The sequence below is a fragment of the Enterobacter sp. PL_is514 genome, from assembly GCF_055816715.1.
In genome coordinates, this window is record NZ_JBVPGN010000026.1 from 177355 (window position 1) to 194998 (window position 17644).

The following is a 17644-nucleotide window of genomic DNA, read 5'->3' on the forward strand; positions in this document are numbered from 1 at the left end:
CCAGACAAACAACGCGTACCAAAGGTACGCGTTGCCGTTCTAACTTTTTTTACTTCGCCTGACGCTTCTGGTAGTCGCTGGCGGCCTTCACAAAGCCTGCAAACAGCGGATGCCCGTCGCGTGGCGTTGAAGTAAATTCCGGGTGGAACTGGCAGGCGACAAACCACGGATGGTTTGGCACTTCAATGATCTCGACTAACTGATCATCCCCGGAGCGTCCCGCAACACGCAGGCCCGCGGCTTCAATAGGTTTCAACAACATGTTGTTGACTTCATAGCGGTGACGATGGCGCTCGGTGATGACCGGCTCGCCATACAGCTTGCGAACCACGCTATCGTCAGACAGCTGGCAGGCCTGTGCGCCAAGACGCATGGTGCCACCCAGATCGCTCTTCTCGGTACGGACTTCGACGTTACCTTCTTCGTCACGCCATTCAGTGATAAGCGCCACCACAGGGTACTTACAGTCTGGCACAAATTCCGTAGAGTTCGCGTTTTCCATTCCCGCTACGTTGCGCGCAAATTCGATCAGCGCAACCTGCATACCCAGGCAGATGCCGAGGTATGGAATATTGTTTTCACGCGCATAGCGCGCGGTGGCGATCTTGCCTTCTACACCACGGTAGCCGAAGCCGCCAGGGATAAGGATAGCATCCAGATCTTTCAGGATTTCAACGCCACGCGTTTCAACATCCTGAGAATCAATCAGCTTGATGTTCACGGAGACACGGTTCTTCAGACCACCGTGTTTCAGCGCTTCGATCACTGACTTATAGGCATCCGGCAGCTCGATGTACTTGCCGACCATACCGATAGTCACTTCGCCTGCCGGATTGGCTTCTTCATAAATAACCTGTTCCCATTCAGACAGGTTAGCTTCCGGACAGTTCAAGCTGAATCGTTTACAAATATAATCGTCCAGGCCCTGCGATTTCAACAGGCCCGGGATTTTATAAATGGAATCGACATCTTTCATTGAAATAACGGCTTTTTCAGGCACGTTACAGAACAATGCAATTTTCGCACGTTCGTTCGCCGGAACCGCGCGATCGGAGCGGCAAACCAGGATGTCTGGCTGAATACCAATGGAGAGCAGTTCTTTAACAGAGTGCTGAGTCGGTTTGGTTTTCACTTCACCTGCAGCGGCCATGTACGGCACCAGCGTCAGGTGCATGAACAGCGCGTGTTCACGGCCAATGTCTACCGCCAGCTGACGAATCGCTTCCAGGAATGGCAGAGATTCGATATCACCCACGGTACCGCCGATTTCAACCAGCACCACGTCGTGGCCTTCGCCACCCGCAACAATGCGTTCTTTGATGGCGTTAGTGATGTGCGGGATAACCTGAACGGTGGCACCCAGATAATCACCACGACGCTCTTTACGCAGAACGTCGGAGTAGATACGGCCAGTCGTGAAGTTGTTACGACGGGTCATTTTGGTGCGGATGAAACGCTCGTAGTGGCCAAGATCCAGATCGGTTTCAGCGCCGTCTTCAGTAACGAACACTTCCCCGTGTTGGATTGGGCTCATGGTGCCCGGATCGACGTTGATGTACGGATCCAGTTTCATCATGGTCACATTGAGGCCACGGGCTTCAAGAATGGCTGCGAGGGAGGCTGCGGCAATGCCTTTACCCAGAGAGGATACGACCCCGCCGGTCACAAAAATATAGTTCGTTGTCATGCTGAACCTGAGAAGTTAGGGTGAAACGATGGAATAACCAGGACGGGAAAGTAGTATACCCGAACACGGCGAGCGCCACAAACTTTCATTCTCCGTCTCCATTCCAGGCCATGACAAACATAAGGAGTGAGAAAATAGCCCCTTTTGGGTAAATGTTTTTGACGCAAATCAAGCGCTTGTCATTTAAAAAATCACACAAATTGCGCTTGATCGCAAAATTTCGTTAGAGATCAGATTCCTGGCGCTTTACTTCCTGCCAGACTTCTTCCATCGCTTCGAGGTCAATACCGCTCATTTCCAGGCCTCGCGAGGCGACAATCCGCTCAACTTCGCGAAAGCGGCGTTCGAATTTCAGGTTGGCTTTTTGCAGGGCGGTTTCCGCTTTTACACCCAGGTGGCGAGAAAGGTTGACGGTCGCAAACAGCAGGTCGCCCATCTCTTCCTCAAGCTTTGCTTCATCCACCACCACCTGCTGCGCTTCGTGCATGACTTCGTCAATCTCTTCGTGCACTTTATCCAGCACCGGGCCGAGGGAGGTCCAGTCAAAACCGACGGCGGAGCAACGTTTCTGGATTTTGTGCGCGCGCATCAGCGCGGGCAGGCTCAGCGGGATATCATCCAGCGCGGAGTGCAGGGATTTTTCTGCCCGCTCGGCACTTTTGATCTGCTCCCAGCGGGCCAGCACTTCGGTGCTGTTTCCTGCGGTGGCGTCACCAAAAATATGGGGATGACGGCGCTCAAGCTTGTCGCTGATGGCAGCGCAAATATCGTCAAAGTTAAAGCGCCCTTCTTCCTGCGCCATCTGCGCGTAGAACACCACCTGGAACAGCAGATCGCCCAGCTCGCCGCGCAGGTCGTCAAAATCTTCACGGGAAATGGCGTCCAGCACCTCGTAGGTCTCTTCAAGGGTGTACGGGGCTATGGTGGCGAAAGTCTGCTCTTTGTCCCACGGGCAGCCGTTTTCCGGGTCGCGCAGGCGTTTCATGATGCCGAGCAGGCGGTCGATTTGAGTCATAGTACTGTCCTGATGAAAAAATGCCGGGTGGCGGCGTTGCCTTACCCGGCCTACGTAAGAGGATGTTTAGCCGCCGTGCAGACGACGCGCGTCAATCACATCCGGCACCTGGTTCAGCTTGCCGAGCACGCGGCCCAGCACCTGCAGGTTGTAGATTTCGATGGTCATATCGATGGTGGCAAGCTGCTCGCGGGTATCGCTGCGGCTGGCGACGCCCAGCACGTTGACCTTTTCGTTGGCGAGAATGGTCGTGATGTCGCGCAGCAGGCCGCTGCGGTCGTTGGCGGTAACGCGCACCACCAGCGAATAGCCGGCGGAATAGCTCTCACCCCAGACCGCTTCCACGATGCGCTCCGGCGCATGCGACTGAAGCTCGGCAAGCTGGTCGCAGTCGGAACGGTGAATCGAAATCCCGCGCCCCTGGGTGATAAAGCCGACGATATCGTCGCCCGGAATAGGCTGGCAGCAGCGGGCAATGTGGTGCATCAGATTGCCCACGCCCTCGACCACCACGCGGCCATTGTCTTTGCTGCGCTGCTGAGGCGCGTAGGTTTTCTGCTGCAGCTGCTTCAGCGCCGCCGCGTCCTGCTCTGCCGCGCTTGGCTTATTGAACTGCGCCTGCAGGAAGTTCACCATCTGATTCAAACGGATATCACCGCCGCCGATCGCCGCTAACAGCTCGTCAAGCTCGTTGAAGTTGTAGCGCGGCAGCAGGAATTTCTCCGCCTCTTTCAGGCTTATCCCGATATGCTCCAGCTCGTCGTCGAGGATCTGGCGACCGGCAAGGATGTTCTTGTCACGATCCTGTTTACGGAACCAGGCGTGAATTTTCGAGCGTCCGCGGCTGGTGGTGACATATCCCAGGTTCGGGTTAAGCCAGTCCCGGCTCGGGTTGGGCTGCTTCTGGGTAATGATTTCAATCTGGTCACCCATCTGCAATTGATAGGTGAACGGTACGATTCGTCCGCCGATTTTCGCCCCGATGCAGCGGTGCCCCACATCGCTGTGGATGTGGTAGGCAAAATCGAGCGGCGTAGAGCCCGCAGGCAGGTCGACAACGTCCCCTTTCGGGGTAAAGACATAGACCCGGTCATCAAAGACCTGGCTGCGCACTTCGTCGAGCATCTCGCCAGAGTCGGCCATCTCTTCCTGCCACGCAATCAGCTTGCGCAGCCAGGCAATACGGTCTTCATGTCCTGAACGCGCCCCGCCGGACGTACCTTCTTTGTATTTCCAGTGCGCGGCGACGCCCAGCTCGGCGTCCTCGTGCATCTGTTTGGTGCGGATCTGAATCTCGACCGTTTTGCCGTCAGGGCCAAGCACCACGGTATGGATAGACTGATAGCCGTTCGGTTTAGGGTTGGCGACATAGTCATCGAACTCATCGGGCAGATGACGAAAGTGAGTGTGCACTATCCCCAGTGCGGCGTAGCAGTCCTGCAGACGCTCCGCCACGATACGCACGGCGCGCACGTCAAACAGCTCGTCAAAGGCGAGGTGTTTCTTCTGCATTTTGCGCCAGATGCTGTAGATATGCTTAGGCCGACCGTAGACTTCGGCGCGCACGTTCTCTTCTTTCATCGACTGGCGCAAGCCACCTACAAATTCCTCGATATAGTGCTCGCGGTCGATGCGGCGCTCGTGCAGGAGTTTGGCAATACGTTTATATTCCGCCGGGTGCAGATAGCGGAAGCAGTAATCTTCCAGCTCCCATTTCAGCTGACCAATCCCTAAGCGGTTCGCCAGCGGCGCATAGATGTTTGTACACTCTTTGGCGGCGAGCACGCGCTCGTCTTCCGGCGCATCCTTCACCTCACGCAGGTGGGCAATACGCTCGGCCAGCTTGATGACCACGCAGCGGAAATCATCCACCATGGCCAGCAGCATCCGGCGAACGTTATCAACCTGTTCTGAGGAGACGGAATCGGTGTGCGCGGCTTTGAGCTGGCGGATAGCCGCCATATCGCGCACGCCGTGGATCAGCGCGACGACGGATTTCCCGACGCTGTCGCGCAGTACGTCTTCGCTGACCACGTCCGCATCCGCGAGAGGGAACAGCAGCGCGGCCTGCAGCGTTTCGATGTCCATGTTCAGCATGGACAGGATTTCAACCATCTCCACGCCGCGCCACAGGAGAAGATCGGCGTCGGGATGCCCCTGCGTGGTGCGCAGACAATAGGCCCAGGTTTCGGTTAAGCGTTCACACGACTGCTGGCTGGAAATTCCCAGACTTGCGATCCATTTTTGTGGGTCAAACTCCCCAGCTTTATTGAGATGTGCACTTCTTACCGCAACCATTGTCCTCTCCTTTAGGGACCAGGGCCTGTCGAAGTCGACAAGCCAAACAAATTAGATGTGCTCGAACAACACCATCGATTCCAGATGACCAGTGTGCGGGAACATGTCCAGCATTGCCAGACGCTGAATCTGGTAACCCGCGCTAATTAATGCCTCACTGTCCCGGGCAAGCGTTGCCGGGTTACAGGAAACATAGACCACACGCTTTGGCGCGAGTTTAATAATATGCGCCATCACACCTGGGGCACCGGCACGCGCCGGGTCAAGCAGGATTTTATCAAAGCCCTGTTTTGCCCACGGCTGTTGGGTGACATCTTCCTCAAGATTTTGATGAAAGAATGTCACATTTTGCAAGCCGTTCTGCTGTGCGTTCTCCTGCCCTTTCGCCACCAGCGCCTCAACGCCTTCCACGCCGACGACGCTGGCCGCTTTTCGCGCCAGCGGCAGCGTGAAGTTGCCCATTCCGCAGAACAGATCGAGCACCCGATCGCTTTTCTGAACATCCAGCCACGCCAGCGCTTTCTCAACCATCTGCTGGTTAACGCCATCATTGACCTGAATGAAATCCCGCGGGCTGAACGTTAAGCGTAGCCCGTTTGACGCATACCAGGGCGCCTCACCGGTAACCTGTTCAAGTATCTCGCTTTGTGGTGCAAGGAAAAGCGCCAGGTCGTGGGAATGCGAAAAGCGTTCCAGTTTTTCGCGATCTTTTTTCGACAACGGCGCGGTATGGCGCAGCACCATCAGCGGGCCATTGTTTGCCATGACCAGTTCGATATGCCCAAGATGGCGAACGCCGTCCAGCCCGGAGAGGCAGATGCGCACTTCCGGAAGCAATGCCTCAAGATGGGGCACCAAAATGGGGCACTGCTTCACGTCAACGATGTCGCTGGAGCCGGCCTTGCGAAACCCCATCTCCAGCCGCTCCGTTTTTGGCTGATAGCTGAGGCTCAGGCGTGCGCGACGACGATAGCCCCAGGGCGCATCGGCAAGAATTTCGTTAACGTCATGTTTAAGCAGACGCGCCAGCGCGCGGCTTTTGCTTTTTTGCTGTAATTCTGTGCTTGCGTGCTGTTGCTGGCAGCCGCCGCACACGCCAAAATGAGGACAGCGGGGCGCCACTCGCTCCGGGCTGTCGTTGAGTCGACGCTTAACCTGCCCGCGCGCAAACTGGCGTTTATCTTCCGTCAGCGTAATTTCTGCTCGTTCTGCTGGCAGTAAACCTGTTATAAACAGAGCCTTACCATTGTGGCGTGCCACTCCCTGACCAAACGGATCGAGGTCCGTGGCCTCAACAGTGATGATTTGACGCGTCGTCACGCGTCGCTTTGCAGAGTAGAATTGCGCCATCGCCGAGATTTTTCTCACATAAACATAATTATCTTAATTGTCCCATAACGGAACGCCATGACCAACTACAGCCTGCGCGCGCGCATGATGATTTTGATCCTCGCCCCCACCGTTCTCATCGGTTTGCTGCTGAGTATCTTCTTTGTGGTGCACCGCTATAACGATTTGCAGCGACAGCTGGAGGATGCAGGCGCCAGCATTATCGAACCGCTTGCCGTCTCCAGCGAGTACGGCATGAACCTGCAAAACCGCGAATCCATTGGGCAGTTAATCAGCGTACTCCACCGCCGCCACTCGGACATCGTACGCGCCATTTCCGTTTACGACGAACATAACCGCCTGTTTGTCACCTCGAACTTTCATCTCGATCCGGCAGCCCTGAAGATCCCGGACGGTACGCCGTTCCCGCGTCACCTCACCGTACTGCGGCGCGGCGATATCATGATCCTGCGCACGCCGATCGTGTCGGAGAGCTATTCCCCCGATGAGTCTGCGCAGTCCGACGCCAAATCCAGCAATAATATGCTGGGATATGTGGCGCTGGAGCTGGATCTCAAGTCGGTCCGGCTACAGCAGTACAAAGAGATTTTCATCTCCGGCGTGATGATGCTGTTCTGCATCGGCATTGCGCTGATCTTCGGCTGGCGCCTGATGCGCGACGTGACGGGTCCCATCCGCAACATGGTTAACACGGTTGACCGCATTCGCCGGGGACAGCTCGACAGCCGTGTGGAAGGGTTTATGCTGGGTGAGCTGGATATGCTGAAAAACGGCATCAACTCGATGGCGATGTCGCTGGCGGCCTATCACGAAGAGATGCAGCACAACGTTGACCAGGCGACGTCCGACCTGCGCGAAACGCTGGAGCAGATGGAGATCCAGAACGTTGAGCTGGATCTAGCGAAAAAGCGCGCTCAGGAAGCGGCGCGTATTAAATCGGAATTCCTTGCCAATATGTCTCACGAGCTGCGCACGCCGCTCAATGGCGTGATCGGCTTTACCCGTCTGACCCTGAAAAGCGAGCTCAACCCGACTCAGCGCGATCACCTGCACACCATTGAACGCTCGGCCAACAACCTGCTGGCGATCATCAACGACGTGCTGGACTTCTCCAAGCTGGAGGCGGGCAAGCTGATCCTCGAGAGTATTCCCTTCCCGCTGCGCAGCACGCTCGATGAAGTGGTGACGCTGCTCGCACACTCGTCGCACGACAAAGGCCTTGAGCTGACGCTCAACATTAAAAACGACGTGCCGGATAACGTTATTGGCGATCCGCTGCGTCTGCAGCAGGTCATTACCAACCTTGTCGGGAATGCCATTAAATTCACCGAAAGCGGTAACATCGACATTCTGGTAGAAAAACGCTCGATCAGCAGCAATAAGGTGCAGATTGAAGTCCAGATCCGCGATACCGGCATCGGGATTCCGGAGCGCGACCAGTCGCGTCTGTTCCAGGCGTTCCGTCAGGCGGATGCCAGTATCTCCCGCCGTCATGGCGGCACCGGTCTGGGGCTGGTGATCACGCAACGCCTGGTGAACGAGATGGGCGGCGATATCTCTTTCCACAGCCAGCCGAACCGCGGTTCAACCTTCTGGTTCCACATTAATCTGGACCTCAATCCAAACGTATTGACCGATGGCCCGGTGACGGACTGCCTGAAAGGCAAGCGTCTGGCCTACGTCGAACCTAACGCGGCGGCAGCGCAGTGCGCGCTCGACATTTTAAGCACCACGCCGCTGGAGGTGGTCTACAGCCCAACCTTCTCCGCCCTGGCCGTTGAGCATTACGACATCCTGCTGATGGGGATCCCGGTCACCTTCACCGGCGAGCTGACCATGCAGCAGGAGCGGCTGGCAAAAGCCGCGTCGATGACCGACTACCTGCTGCTGGCGCTGCCTTGCCACGCGCAGCTCAATGCAGAAGAGTTGAAAAATGACGGGGCAGCCGCCTGCTTGCTTAAACCGCTCACCGCGACCCGCCTGCTGCCTGCGCTCACGGAATATTGCCGTCTCAGCCAGCATGCCCTCCCGATGATTGACGATGAGCAAAAATTGCCGATGAGCGTCATGGCGGTGGATGATAATCCGGCCAACCTGAAGCTCATTGGTGCATTGCTTGAAGACCAGGTTCAGCACGTTGAGCTGTGCACCAGCGGCGCGCAGGCGGTTGAACAGGCTAAGCAGATGCAGTTCGATTTAATCCTGATGGATATTCAGATGCCGGGCATGGATGGCATTCGGGCCTGCGAGCTGATCCACCAGCTGCCGCATCAGCAACAAACGCCGGTCATTGCAGTCACCGCGCACGCGATGGCCGGTCAAAAAGAGAAGCTGCTGAGCGCCGGAATGAATGACTATCTGGCGAAGCCAATCGATGAAGAGAAACTTCATAACCTGCTGTTACGCTATAAGCCGGGTCATATTGGCGGGACGTATACGGTATCCAGCGAGCCGGTTGAAATAACCGTCAACCAGAACGCGACCCTTGACTGGCAGCTTGCTCTGCGCCAGGCGGCAGGTAAACCCGATTTGGCCCGCGAAATGCTGCAAATGCTGGTCGCGTTTCTGCCGGAAATTCGCAATAAGGTGGAAGAGCAGCTGGTGGGTGAAAACCCGGAAGATCTGCTGGAAGCAATCCACAAGCTGCACGGTAGCTGCGGGTACAGCGGCGTACCGCGGCTGAAAAACCTCTGCCAGCTGCTGGAGCAGCAGCTGCGTGCCGGTACGCCGGAATCGGAGCTTGAACCGGAGTTCCTGGAGCTGCTGGATGAAATGGATAACGTGACGCGGGAAGCGATGAAGGTGTTGGGGAGCTGAGGTAGAAGCCCGGTGGCGGCTTCGCCTTACCGGGCCTACGATTGCGGGTGCGGCCTGATGCCCTCACCCCGCCCCTCTCCCAGGGGAGAGGGAGAACTACATCCCCTGCCCGACTTTCAGCACCGCCGCGATATTCCTTGCGGCCATCCTGACGTTCTCACCGGCATTTTCCAGCGCATCTTCCAGCGAGCAGATGGTGTAGATCACGCTAAACACCGCATCAATGCCGTGATCGTGTACCACGCCAACGTCCGCCGTCAGGCTGCCTGCAATGCCGATGACGGGTTTGTTAAAGCGTTTTGCCACTTTCGCCACGCCCACCGGGACTTTGCCGTGGATCGTCTGGCTGTCGATGCGACCTTCTCCCGTGATCACCAGATCCGCATCGGCTACCTGATCGGCCAGGTGTAGCGCATCGGTCACGATCTCAATGCCCTGGCGCAGCTGCGCGCCGCAAAAGGCGTACAGCGCGGCCCCCATGCCACCCGCCGCGCCGCCGCCAGCAAGGTTAAGCACGTCGATATCCAGATCCCGGGCAATCACGCTCGCATAGTGCGCCAGCGCGTTGTCCAGGGTAACGATCATCTCGGGAGTGGCCCCCTTTTGCGGGCCAAATACGGCTGACGCGCCATCCTTTCCGGTAAGCGGATTCGTCACATCACAGGCGACTTCTATCCGGCACTCCGCCAGACGTCTGTCCAGCCCGCTCAGGTCGATACGCGCGAGTTTTCCCAGCTCGCCCCCGCCCTGCCCAAGAGGCTGTTCGCTGGCGTCGAGCAATCTAGCGCCCAACGCCTGCACCATCCCTGCGCCGCCGTCATTGGTGGCGCTGCCGCCAATGCCAATGATGATATGCTTAACGCCCGCATCCAGCGCGTGACGAATCAGTTCGCCCGTGCCCCAGGAGGTGGTTTTCAGCGGATTACGCTGCGAAGGCACAACCAGCTCCAGGCCGCTTGCCGCCGCCATTTCAATAAAGGCACTCTGCTCGTCACCGGATAAGCCATAAAACCCGTCCACGCGCTCACCCAGCGGGCCGGTTACCGGAACATGTACAATGCGTCCCTGCGTTGCCGCGATCATCGCCTCAACCGTCCCTTCGCCACCGTCCGCGACCGGCAGTTTGACGTAAACCGCCTCGGGAAAGATCTCGCGAAAACCACGTTCTATCGCTGTCGCAACCTCAAGCGCACTCAAACTTTCCTTATACGAGTCCGGTGCGATAACAATTTTCATAAGCCATCCTTACGCATAGTCGTTACGTTAAGCATACACCACGTAAAAGACCGCTCATGGGAGCGGTCCCAATGCGTTTATCGTACCATGCACGGGCGTTTATTGTCGAATGTCCAGTCCGGGATCAGATACTGCATCGCCATCGCGTCGTCGCGCGCGCCCAGACCGTGTTTCTGATACAGCTCGTGGGCCTTCATGACCTGATCCATATCCAGCTCAACCCCCAGCCCCGGGGTGGAAGGCACCTGCACCATGCCACCTTTGATCTCAAACGGCTGCTTAGTCAGACGCTGGTTACCTTCCTGCCAGATCCAGTGGGTGTCGATAGCGGTGATCGTGCCCGGCGCGGCGGCGGCGACGTGAGTGAACATCGCCAGAGAGATATCGAAGTGGTTGTTAGAGTGCGAGCCCCAGGTCAGGCCAAACTCATGGCACATCTGCGCCACACGCACCGATCCCTGCATCGTCCAGAAGTGCGGGTCCGCCAGCGGAATATCAACAGACTGCAATGACAGGGTGTGTCCCATCTGACGCCAGTCGGTCGCAATCATATTGGTCGCGGTCGGCAGCCCCGTAGCGCGACGGAATTCCGCCATCACTTCACGTCCTGAGAAGCCTTGCTCTGCCCCACACGGATCTTCCGCATACGCCAGCACGCCTTTCAGCTGTTTACCGATCGCAATGGCCTCATTAAGCGACCATGCGCCGTTCGGATCCAGCGTCACGCGCGCCTGCGGGAAGCGTTTTGCCAGCGCGGTCACGGCTTCCGCCTCTTCCTCACCGGCCAGCACGCCGCCCTTCAGTTTGAAATCATTGAAGCCATATTTTTCATAAGCGGCTTCCGCCAGGCGCACCACCGCATCCGGAGTCATCGCCTCGTCGTGGCGGAGCCGGTACCAGTCGCATTGTTCGTCCGGCTGGCCCTGGTACGGCAAAGGCGTCAGCTTGCGGTCGCCAACAAAGAACAGATAGCCCAGCATTTCCACTTCGCTGCGCTGCTGACCCTCGCCCAGCAGCGACGCAACGTTGACGCCCAGATGCTGACCCAGCAGATCCAACATGGCGGATTCAATCCCGGTCACCACGTGAATGGTGGTGCGCAGATCGAAGGTCTGCAGGCCACGCCCACCGGCGTCGCGATCGGCAAAGGTGTTGCGCACGGTGTTGAGGACATTTTTGTACTCACCCAGCGTTTTGCCCACCACCAGCGGAATGGCATCTTCCAGCGTCTGGCGGATCTTCTCCCCGCCCGGAATTTCGCCCACGCCCGTATGGCCGGAATTGTCTTTGATAATGACAATGTTGCGGGTAAAGAATGGAGCATGCGCGCCGCTCAGGTTCATCAACATGCTGTCATGGCCCGCAACCGGAACGATCTGCATGGCGGTAACTACAGGGGTAGAAAAAGTACTCATCGTTCAATCCTTTTATCAGTGACGTCCGAAAACAGGGCGCTTACGGTCAAATGTCCAGCCGGGAATAAGGTACTGCATCGGACCCGCGTCGTTACGCGCGCCACACGGCAATTTTTTATACGCCTCATGGGCTTTATGGATCTGATCCCAGTCAATCTCCACGCCCAGGCCCGGCGCATCCGGTACGGTAATCTTGCCATTGATGATTTCCAGCGGATTTTTCGTCAGGCGGGCTTCCCCTTCCTGCCAAATCCAGTGGGTATCGATGGCGGTCGGGTTACCCGGCGCCGCCGCGCCAACGTGGGTAAACATCGCCAGCGAAATATCAAAGTGATTGTTCGAGTGACAGCCCCAGGTCAGCCCCCAGTCGTCGCACAGCTGCGCCACGCGCACTGCGCCTGAAAGCGTCCAGAAGTGCGGGTCCGCCAGCGGTATGTCGACGGCGTTTAGCATCACCGCGTGACCCATTTCGCGCCAGTTGGTAGCAATCATATTGGTCGCGACAGGCAGCCCGGTGGCGCGACGGAACTCAGCCATGACTTCACGGCCCGAAAAACCCTGCTCCGCGCCGCAGGGATCTTCCGCATAGGTCAGGACATCCCCCAGCCCTTTGCACAGGCTAATCGCTTCATCCAGCAGCCATGCGCCGTTGGGATCGACGGTGATCCGTGCATCCGGAAAGCGCTTTTTCAGCGCCCGGGCCGTGTCAATCTCCTGCTCGCCGGGCAGCACGCCGCCCTTCAGCTTGAAATCCTTAAAGCCGTAGCGATCCTGCGCCGCCTCGGCCAGCTGCACCACTGCGTCGCTGGAGAGCGCTTCTTGATGGCGCAACTGATACCAGTCGTGGTCGCCCGCGGTTCGGGCCAGATAGGGGAGATCGGTTTTATTGCGATCGCCAACGTAGAACAGATAGCCCAGTACGGTGACCGCATCGCGCTGTTTACCGGGCCCCAGTAGCTCGCAGACCGGGACATTGAGCGCCTTACCCAGTAAATCGAGCAGGGCGGCCTCCAGGGCGGCGACCGCGTTGACGCGCAGTTCAAACGTCCAGGCACCTTTACCGAACGTCTCAAAGTCTGCCGACTGATTGCCCTTATGCACTCGCTGAACCACCTTGTTCAGACGGGCCACTTCCTGGCCCACGACCTGCGGAATGGCATTGACCAGCGTCTGGTAAATCACCTCTCCGCCAGGGGCCTCGCCCACGCCGGTATTTCCTGCGCTGTCTTTCAGTACGACGATATTACGGGTAAACCAGGCGTTATGCGCACCGCCAATATTGAGCAGCATGCTGTCCTGCCCGGCCACCGGGATGACCTTCATCTCCGTGACGGTTGGACTCGATTGCGTTGTCATCAGCCACGCTCCGCAACAGGTTTAAGTTCGACGCGTTTGATATCCCCCACCAGCACCAGGTAACTCAATACCGCCACCAGCGCATGCACACCCACGTAGATCAGCGCACCGTTGAACGATCCGGTGGTGCCGACGATGTAACCGATCGCGATGGGCGTAACAATCCCGGAGATGTTGCCGAACATGTTGAACAGACCGCCGCTCAGGCCGCTGATCTCTTTCGGGGCCGTATCCGCCATCACCGCCCAGCCCAGCGCGCCAATGCCTTTGCCGAAGAAGGCCATCGCCATAAAGCCGATGATCATCCACTCGGCATTGACGTAGTTACAGAACACCATGGTCATGGAGAGCAGCATGCCGAGCACGATAGGCGTTTTACGCGCGATGTTCAGTGACCCCGTGCGGCGCATCAGCCAGTCGGAAATCACCCCGCCGAGCACGCCCCCCACGAAACCGCAGATTGCCGGGACCGAGGCGACGAATCCCGCTTTCAGAATCGACATGCCGCGGGCCTGAACCAGGTATACCGGGAACCAGGTGATGAAAAAGTAGGTTAAGGCGTTAATACAGTACTGGCCCAGATAGATGCCGATCATCATGCGCGAACCGACGAGCTGCTTGATCTGCGCCCATTTCTGGCTGAACGGGACTTTCGCCGTCGAGGATTTCTGATCCATGTTGATCAGCGCACCGCCTTCTGCGATGTACTCCAGCTCTTTTTTGTTTACGCCAGGATGCTGGTTGGGTTCGTGGATCACTTTCAGCCAGATAAAGCTGATGACGATCCCAAGCCCACCCATAAAGAAGAAGACGTGTGACCAGCCAACCTCATGCGTCAGCCAGCCCATGATTGGCGCGAAGATCACCGTTGCGAAGTACTGTGCGGAGTTGAAAATCGCCACCGCCGTCCCCCTCTCCTGCGCCGGGAACCAGGCTGCGACAATGCGGCTGTTGCCCGGGAAGGAAGGCGCTTCCGCTAAGCCAACCAGGAAGCGCAGCGTGAAGAGTGCCACGATAATGCCGAAGCCGCTGAAGATATCGACGAAGCCCTGCAGCAGGGTAAAGGCAGACCAGATAAAGATGGACCAGAAATAGACGCGTTTAGATCCAAAACGGTCCAGCAGCCAGCCGCCAGGAATTTGCCCGATGACGTAGGCCCATGAGAATGCGGAGAAAACGTAACCCATGCCCACGGGATCAAGGCCGATATCTTTTGCCATTTCCGAACCGGCAATCGACAGCGTGGCGCGGTCACCATAGTTAAAGGACGTGACGATAAACAGCATCACCACTATCCAGTAGCGGGCGTTGGTGCGCTTTTCAGCGCTGCTCGCCGCGTGGCTTAATGTACTCATTGTTGCACTCCTGAAACATAGCTTTCGCCAGGTTCATTCTGTACAGCACCGGTAGGGTAATCAGAATGAGATTTGTTTTGTCGTTTTGGTACGGCCTGAAGCCGTTTTATCGTGACCAGGAAAGTATATGAAGGAGTGCCTCTTCACCTCACCGTGCAGAAACACAGTATTTAAGGGTGTATGAGAGCTTGTTTATGGCATAAGCCCAGGATAGTGGAAGGTGGTTCACGGAAATGGCGTTTGGTGCGGAGTGTAATGCCGGGTGGCGGCTGCGCCTGACCCGGCCTACCATTGGTATAGCGCAGGGTTATTTAAGCAGCGTTGCCCAGTGCTCGACCCATGGGTTTGATTCGCTTTCTGGCTCCGGGTGCTCACCCGCATCAATCAGCAGCATCTCGCCGACGCGCTGGGCGTTCTGCTCCTGCAGGAGCGCATCGAACTGCTTGCCGCCGCCGCAGAAGTTGGCGTAAGAGCTGTCGCCCAGGGCAATAATGCCGTAGTGCACGTCCGGCTGATAGCCAAGCTGGTCTTTAATGCCCTGGAACAGCGGCACGATGCTGTCCGGCAGATCGCCCTGCCCGGTGGTGGAGGTCACCACCAGAATGTATTTGTCTTTATACTTTTCCCAGTCTGCCAGCTCCGGGTCTTCATAGACCGTGGCTTTATGGCCCTGACTTGCCAGAATCGCCTCAGCCTCTTCCGCGACCAGCAGCGAATTGCCGTACATTGTGCCGACAAAAATGCCTACTTCAGCCATGCTATTTTCCCATAATGAATGCGTTTACTGTTCATCCTGAACGTTGCCCGATACAAACTCAACCCTTTCATTTTCGGGGAGTTGTCCCAACCAGCCAAACTGTGACAGCGCCTGCATCCAGACGTCGTCCAGCCCCGCGCGGATAGTCAGCGGCTCGCCGGTAAACGGGTGCGTCATGCTGAGCTCGCTCGCGTGCAGCATCAGGCGATGGCAGCCAAAGTGTTCGGCCGCGCTGCGGTTCTGGCGCAAATCACCGTGCTTGCTGTCGCCAATAATCGGGTGGCGCAGATGTGCAAGATGGCGTCGCAGCTGGTGCTTACGCCCGGTTTTAGGCAGAAGCTCAACCAGGCTGTAGCGCGTGGTCGGAAATTTGCTGGTGGCCACCGGCATTTCCGTCGTCGCCATGCCGCGATAATCCGTCACCGCAGGCTGCGGACCTTTGTCATCGCGGGCAAATTTATCGGCAATTTTGTCCAGTTCTTCCACCAGCGGGTAGTCCAGGGTGGCGGACTCGGTCAGCCAGCCACGCACGATCGCGTGATAGCGCTTCTGGATCTGGTGCTGTTCAAACTGCTGCGCCAGCAGACGGCCAGCTTCGCTGGACAGCCCCATCAGCAGCACGCCGGAGGTCGGTCTGTCGAGACGATGGGCGGTAAAAACATGCTGACCAATCTGGTCGCGAACGGTCTGCATCACCACCACTTTCTCGTCGCGATCCAGCCAGCTGCGGTGCACCAGCCAGCCTGACGGTTTATTCACCGCCACCAGCCACTCGTCCTGATAGAGGATCTCAAGCGTCATGCATCTTCACCGGCAAACAGGGCATCCAGTTTTTCCAGTTCGACCAGCATCACGTCACGCGCAGGGTGCGTCGCCTCGAGCGCCATTTCATAGTAGGGAGAGACAGCAAACGCCTGCGGCAGCGGGTGACCACCCTCAAGCAGGGCGTGCATGCGCGGAATTAACACCCACTGCAGCCACTCAAACGGGGCCAGCGTATCCAGGCAGAAGGGCTGGGTGCTCGCGAACGCTTCTGGCTGCGGCGCGGTCTCCTGCCACAGCTGATGTTGGCGCAAAAGGGCTTCGATGGCGTGCAACTGAGCACGAACGCTATCGTGTTGCGTCATAGTAACCTCAACTGAAAAAGTGAACGGCGCGCAGCATAGCATTGCGGAAGACAGAAATAAAAAAAGGGAGCACTGTAAAAACAGTGCTCCCGGTTCGTTCCGCAGCATTCCAGCTACAATTCGTGCTCCCTGCTCATCCGTGACAACTTTTCCTGAAGCCCGAAGGCCTGGTCATCCGTAAACCGATGCATCCTGCACACATCTTCCTGACGTGTTTGTTTCATCCTGAAACGTCCTGGCTTTCCAGACCCACCGACCATCCTGACCGGCTCTCGTTCTCCTTCCTGGAGGTGTCCCTTACGCATCCTGCGTAATCCACTTCGCTTCATCCTGAAGCCTTCCTGCAGCGCCATCCTGACGAGTCCTGAGTGAGATACGCCATCATCCTGATGTTCGTTTCTCGTGTCGGCGTCCTGTCGACGGAGATAGAATCCGCTATTCCGCTTCGTCTTACAACCCACCCTTTCGGGTGTGTAAGCCGTAAGAAATCCCTAAAAACGGTGCAATAAACCCGTAATCTATTGAAAAACAGAGTAATATTAATCTGAACTAAATGAGGTAATACTGAATGTTCCAGCGATCTCTCACAAACCTTGTAAGAGATCTCTCACACGCGCTATAGCATCATGGATTACAGAAGTGGCTCAAGTCGGGTGAGGAAATCCGCAAGAGAGGGGGCGAGAGTCTCGCGATTGCGGGTACCGATAGTCTCTTTAACCACTTCACCTGACAGGTTACAGACGGAGATAACGTCAAGTTCACTGTCCAGCGTAGCAATAAAGAGCGTCGGAGAAAGCTTAAGGCGCTTTTGCGTGACCAGATGACCAATCAGGTTTTCCTGAACACGCTGCAGATCGTCTTCGCTCCAGGTCTGCAACAGCGTCAGCGTGATATCAGCAAAGCGCGCGGGCATATCCCCTGCGAACTGCGTGGTATAAAACGCATGAACCGCTGGTTGTACCACAATGTCCATTGCCCGTTCAACCGCATTTACATTTTGCTCGCCGGTATTGGGCTTCGGCTGCCAGATAACGTAATCCTCAAGCGAAGAGATAATGCACGGCGAGGGTACACCATATAAATCAGCACTTTGCGGCCACGAGCCCTGCTTTTCATGCCATGCGTCGCAATAGCGGGTCGTGAAGGTAGTGAGGGCATTTGCAGTTTCGACGTCCACCGATTTCTCTCTTCTTGTCAGACAGGATAAACTCAGCCCATAAGTGTACCTGTA

13 protein-coding genes are annotated in these 17644 nt (G+C 57.0%); 1 reads left to right on the plus strand and 12 read right to left on the minus strand.

Translation table 11 applies throughout. From position 1 onward, the window contains the following. Positions 1-49: 49 nt before the first annotated feature. The 4 genes from pyrG to rlmD all read right to left on the minus strand — a co-directional run bounded on the left by pyrG (position 50) and on the right by rlmD (position 6350). Positions 50-1687, minus strand: a complete 1638-nt coding sequence (gene pyrG, locus AC0TNG_RS03645) for a glutamine hydrolyzing CTP synthase (RefSeq protein WP_023309013.1) — start codon at positions 1685-1687, stop codon at positions 50-52. Positions 1688-1910: 223 nt separating this feature from the next. Then, entirely contained in the window at positions 1911-2702 is a 792-nt protein-coding gene (gene mazG, locus AC0TNG_RS03650; protein WP_267217481.1) for a nucleoside triphosphate pyrophosphohydrolase, read from the minus strand. Positions 2703-2768: 66 nt separating this feature from the next. After that, positions 2769-5000, minus strand: coding sequence for a GTP diphosphokinase (gene relA, locus AC0TNG_RS03655; RefSeq protein ID WP_473713297.1), 2232 nt, complete (start codon positions 4998-5000; stop codon positions 2769-2771). A 51-nt stretch (positions 5001-5051) separates the two neighbouring features. Further along, positions 5052-6350, minus strand: coding sequence for a 23S rRNA (uracil(1939)-C(5))-methyltransferase RlmD (gene rlmD, locus AC0TNG_RS03660; RefSeq protein WP_267217480.1), 1299 nt, complete (start codon positions 6348-6350; stop codon positions 5052-5054). Between the two features lie 57 nt (positions 6351-6407). On the opposite strand from rlmD, the gene barA reads away from it, so the two are divergent. Further along, positions 6408-9167, plus strand: a complete 2760-nt coding sequence (gene barA, locus AC0TNG_RS03665; RefSeq protein WP_024909270.1) for a two-component sensor histidine kinase BarA — start codon at positions 6408-6410, stop codon at positions 9165-9167. 96 nt (positions 9168-9263) lie between these two features. On the opposite strand, the gene AC0TNG_RS03670 is transcribed toward barA, so the two are convergent. From AC0TNG_RS03670 to syd, 8 genes are all read right to left on the minus strand, one after another. Beyond that, on the minus strand, positions 9264-10403 hold the full coding sequence (locus AC0TNG_RS03670; RefSeq protein WP_024909271.1) for a glycerate kinase: 1140 nt from the start codon (positions 10401-10403) through the stop codon (positions 9264-9266). Between the two features lie 77 nt (positions 10404-10480). Next, positions 10481-11818 (minus strand): glucarate dehydratase, encoded by a 1338-nt coding sequence (gene gudD, locus AC0TNG_RS03675; RefSeq protein ID WP_024909272.1) that lies wholly within the window; start codon positions 11816-11818, stop codon positions 10481-10483. A gap of 15 nt (positions 11819-11833) precedes the next feature. Then, positions 11834-13174: an enolase C-terminal domain-like protein gene (locus tag AC0TNG_RS03680; RefSeq protein ID WP_473713298.1), complete on the minus strand. Its 1341-nt coding sequence runs from the start codon at positions 13172-13174 to the stop codon at positions 11834-11836. Beyond that, positions 13174-14529, minus strand: a complete 1356-nt coding sequence (gene gudP / locus AC0TNG_RS03685) for a galactarate/glucarate/glycerate transporter GudP (protein WP_024909274.1) — start codon at positions 14527-14529, stop codon at positions 13174-13176. The genes AC0TNG_RS03680 and gudP overlap by 1 nt, the downstream gene beginning before the upstream one ends. A 307-nt stretch (positions 14530-14836) precedes the next feature. Further along, entirely contained in the window at positions 14837-15286 is a 450-nt protein-coding gene (locus tag AC0TNG_RS03690; protein WP_024909275.1) for a flavodoxin, read from the minus strand. Between the two features lie 24 nt (positions 15287-15310). Further along, positions 15311-16087, minus strand: a complete 777-nt coding sequence (truC, locus tag AC0TNG_RS03695; RefSeq protein WP_024909276.1) for a tRNA pseudouridine(65) synthase TruC — start codon at positions 16085-16087, stop codon at positions 15311-15313. Beyond that, positions 16084-16413: a YqcC family protein gene (locus tag AC0TNG_RS03700; protein WP_023309024.1), complete on the minus strand. Its 330-nt coding sequence runs from the start codon at positions 16411-16413 to the stop codon at positions 16084-16086. Before AC0TNG_RS03700 ends, truC begins: the two co-directional genes overlap by 4 nt. 631 nt (positions 16414-17044) lie before the next feature. Then, on the minus strand, positions 17045-17590 hold the full coding sequence (gene syd / locus AC0TNG_RS03705) for a SecY-interacting protein (protein ID WP_267217476.1): 546 nt from the start codon (positions 17588-17590) through the stop codon (positions 17045-17047). Positions 17591-17644 lie beyond the last annotated feature (54 nt).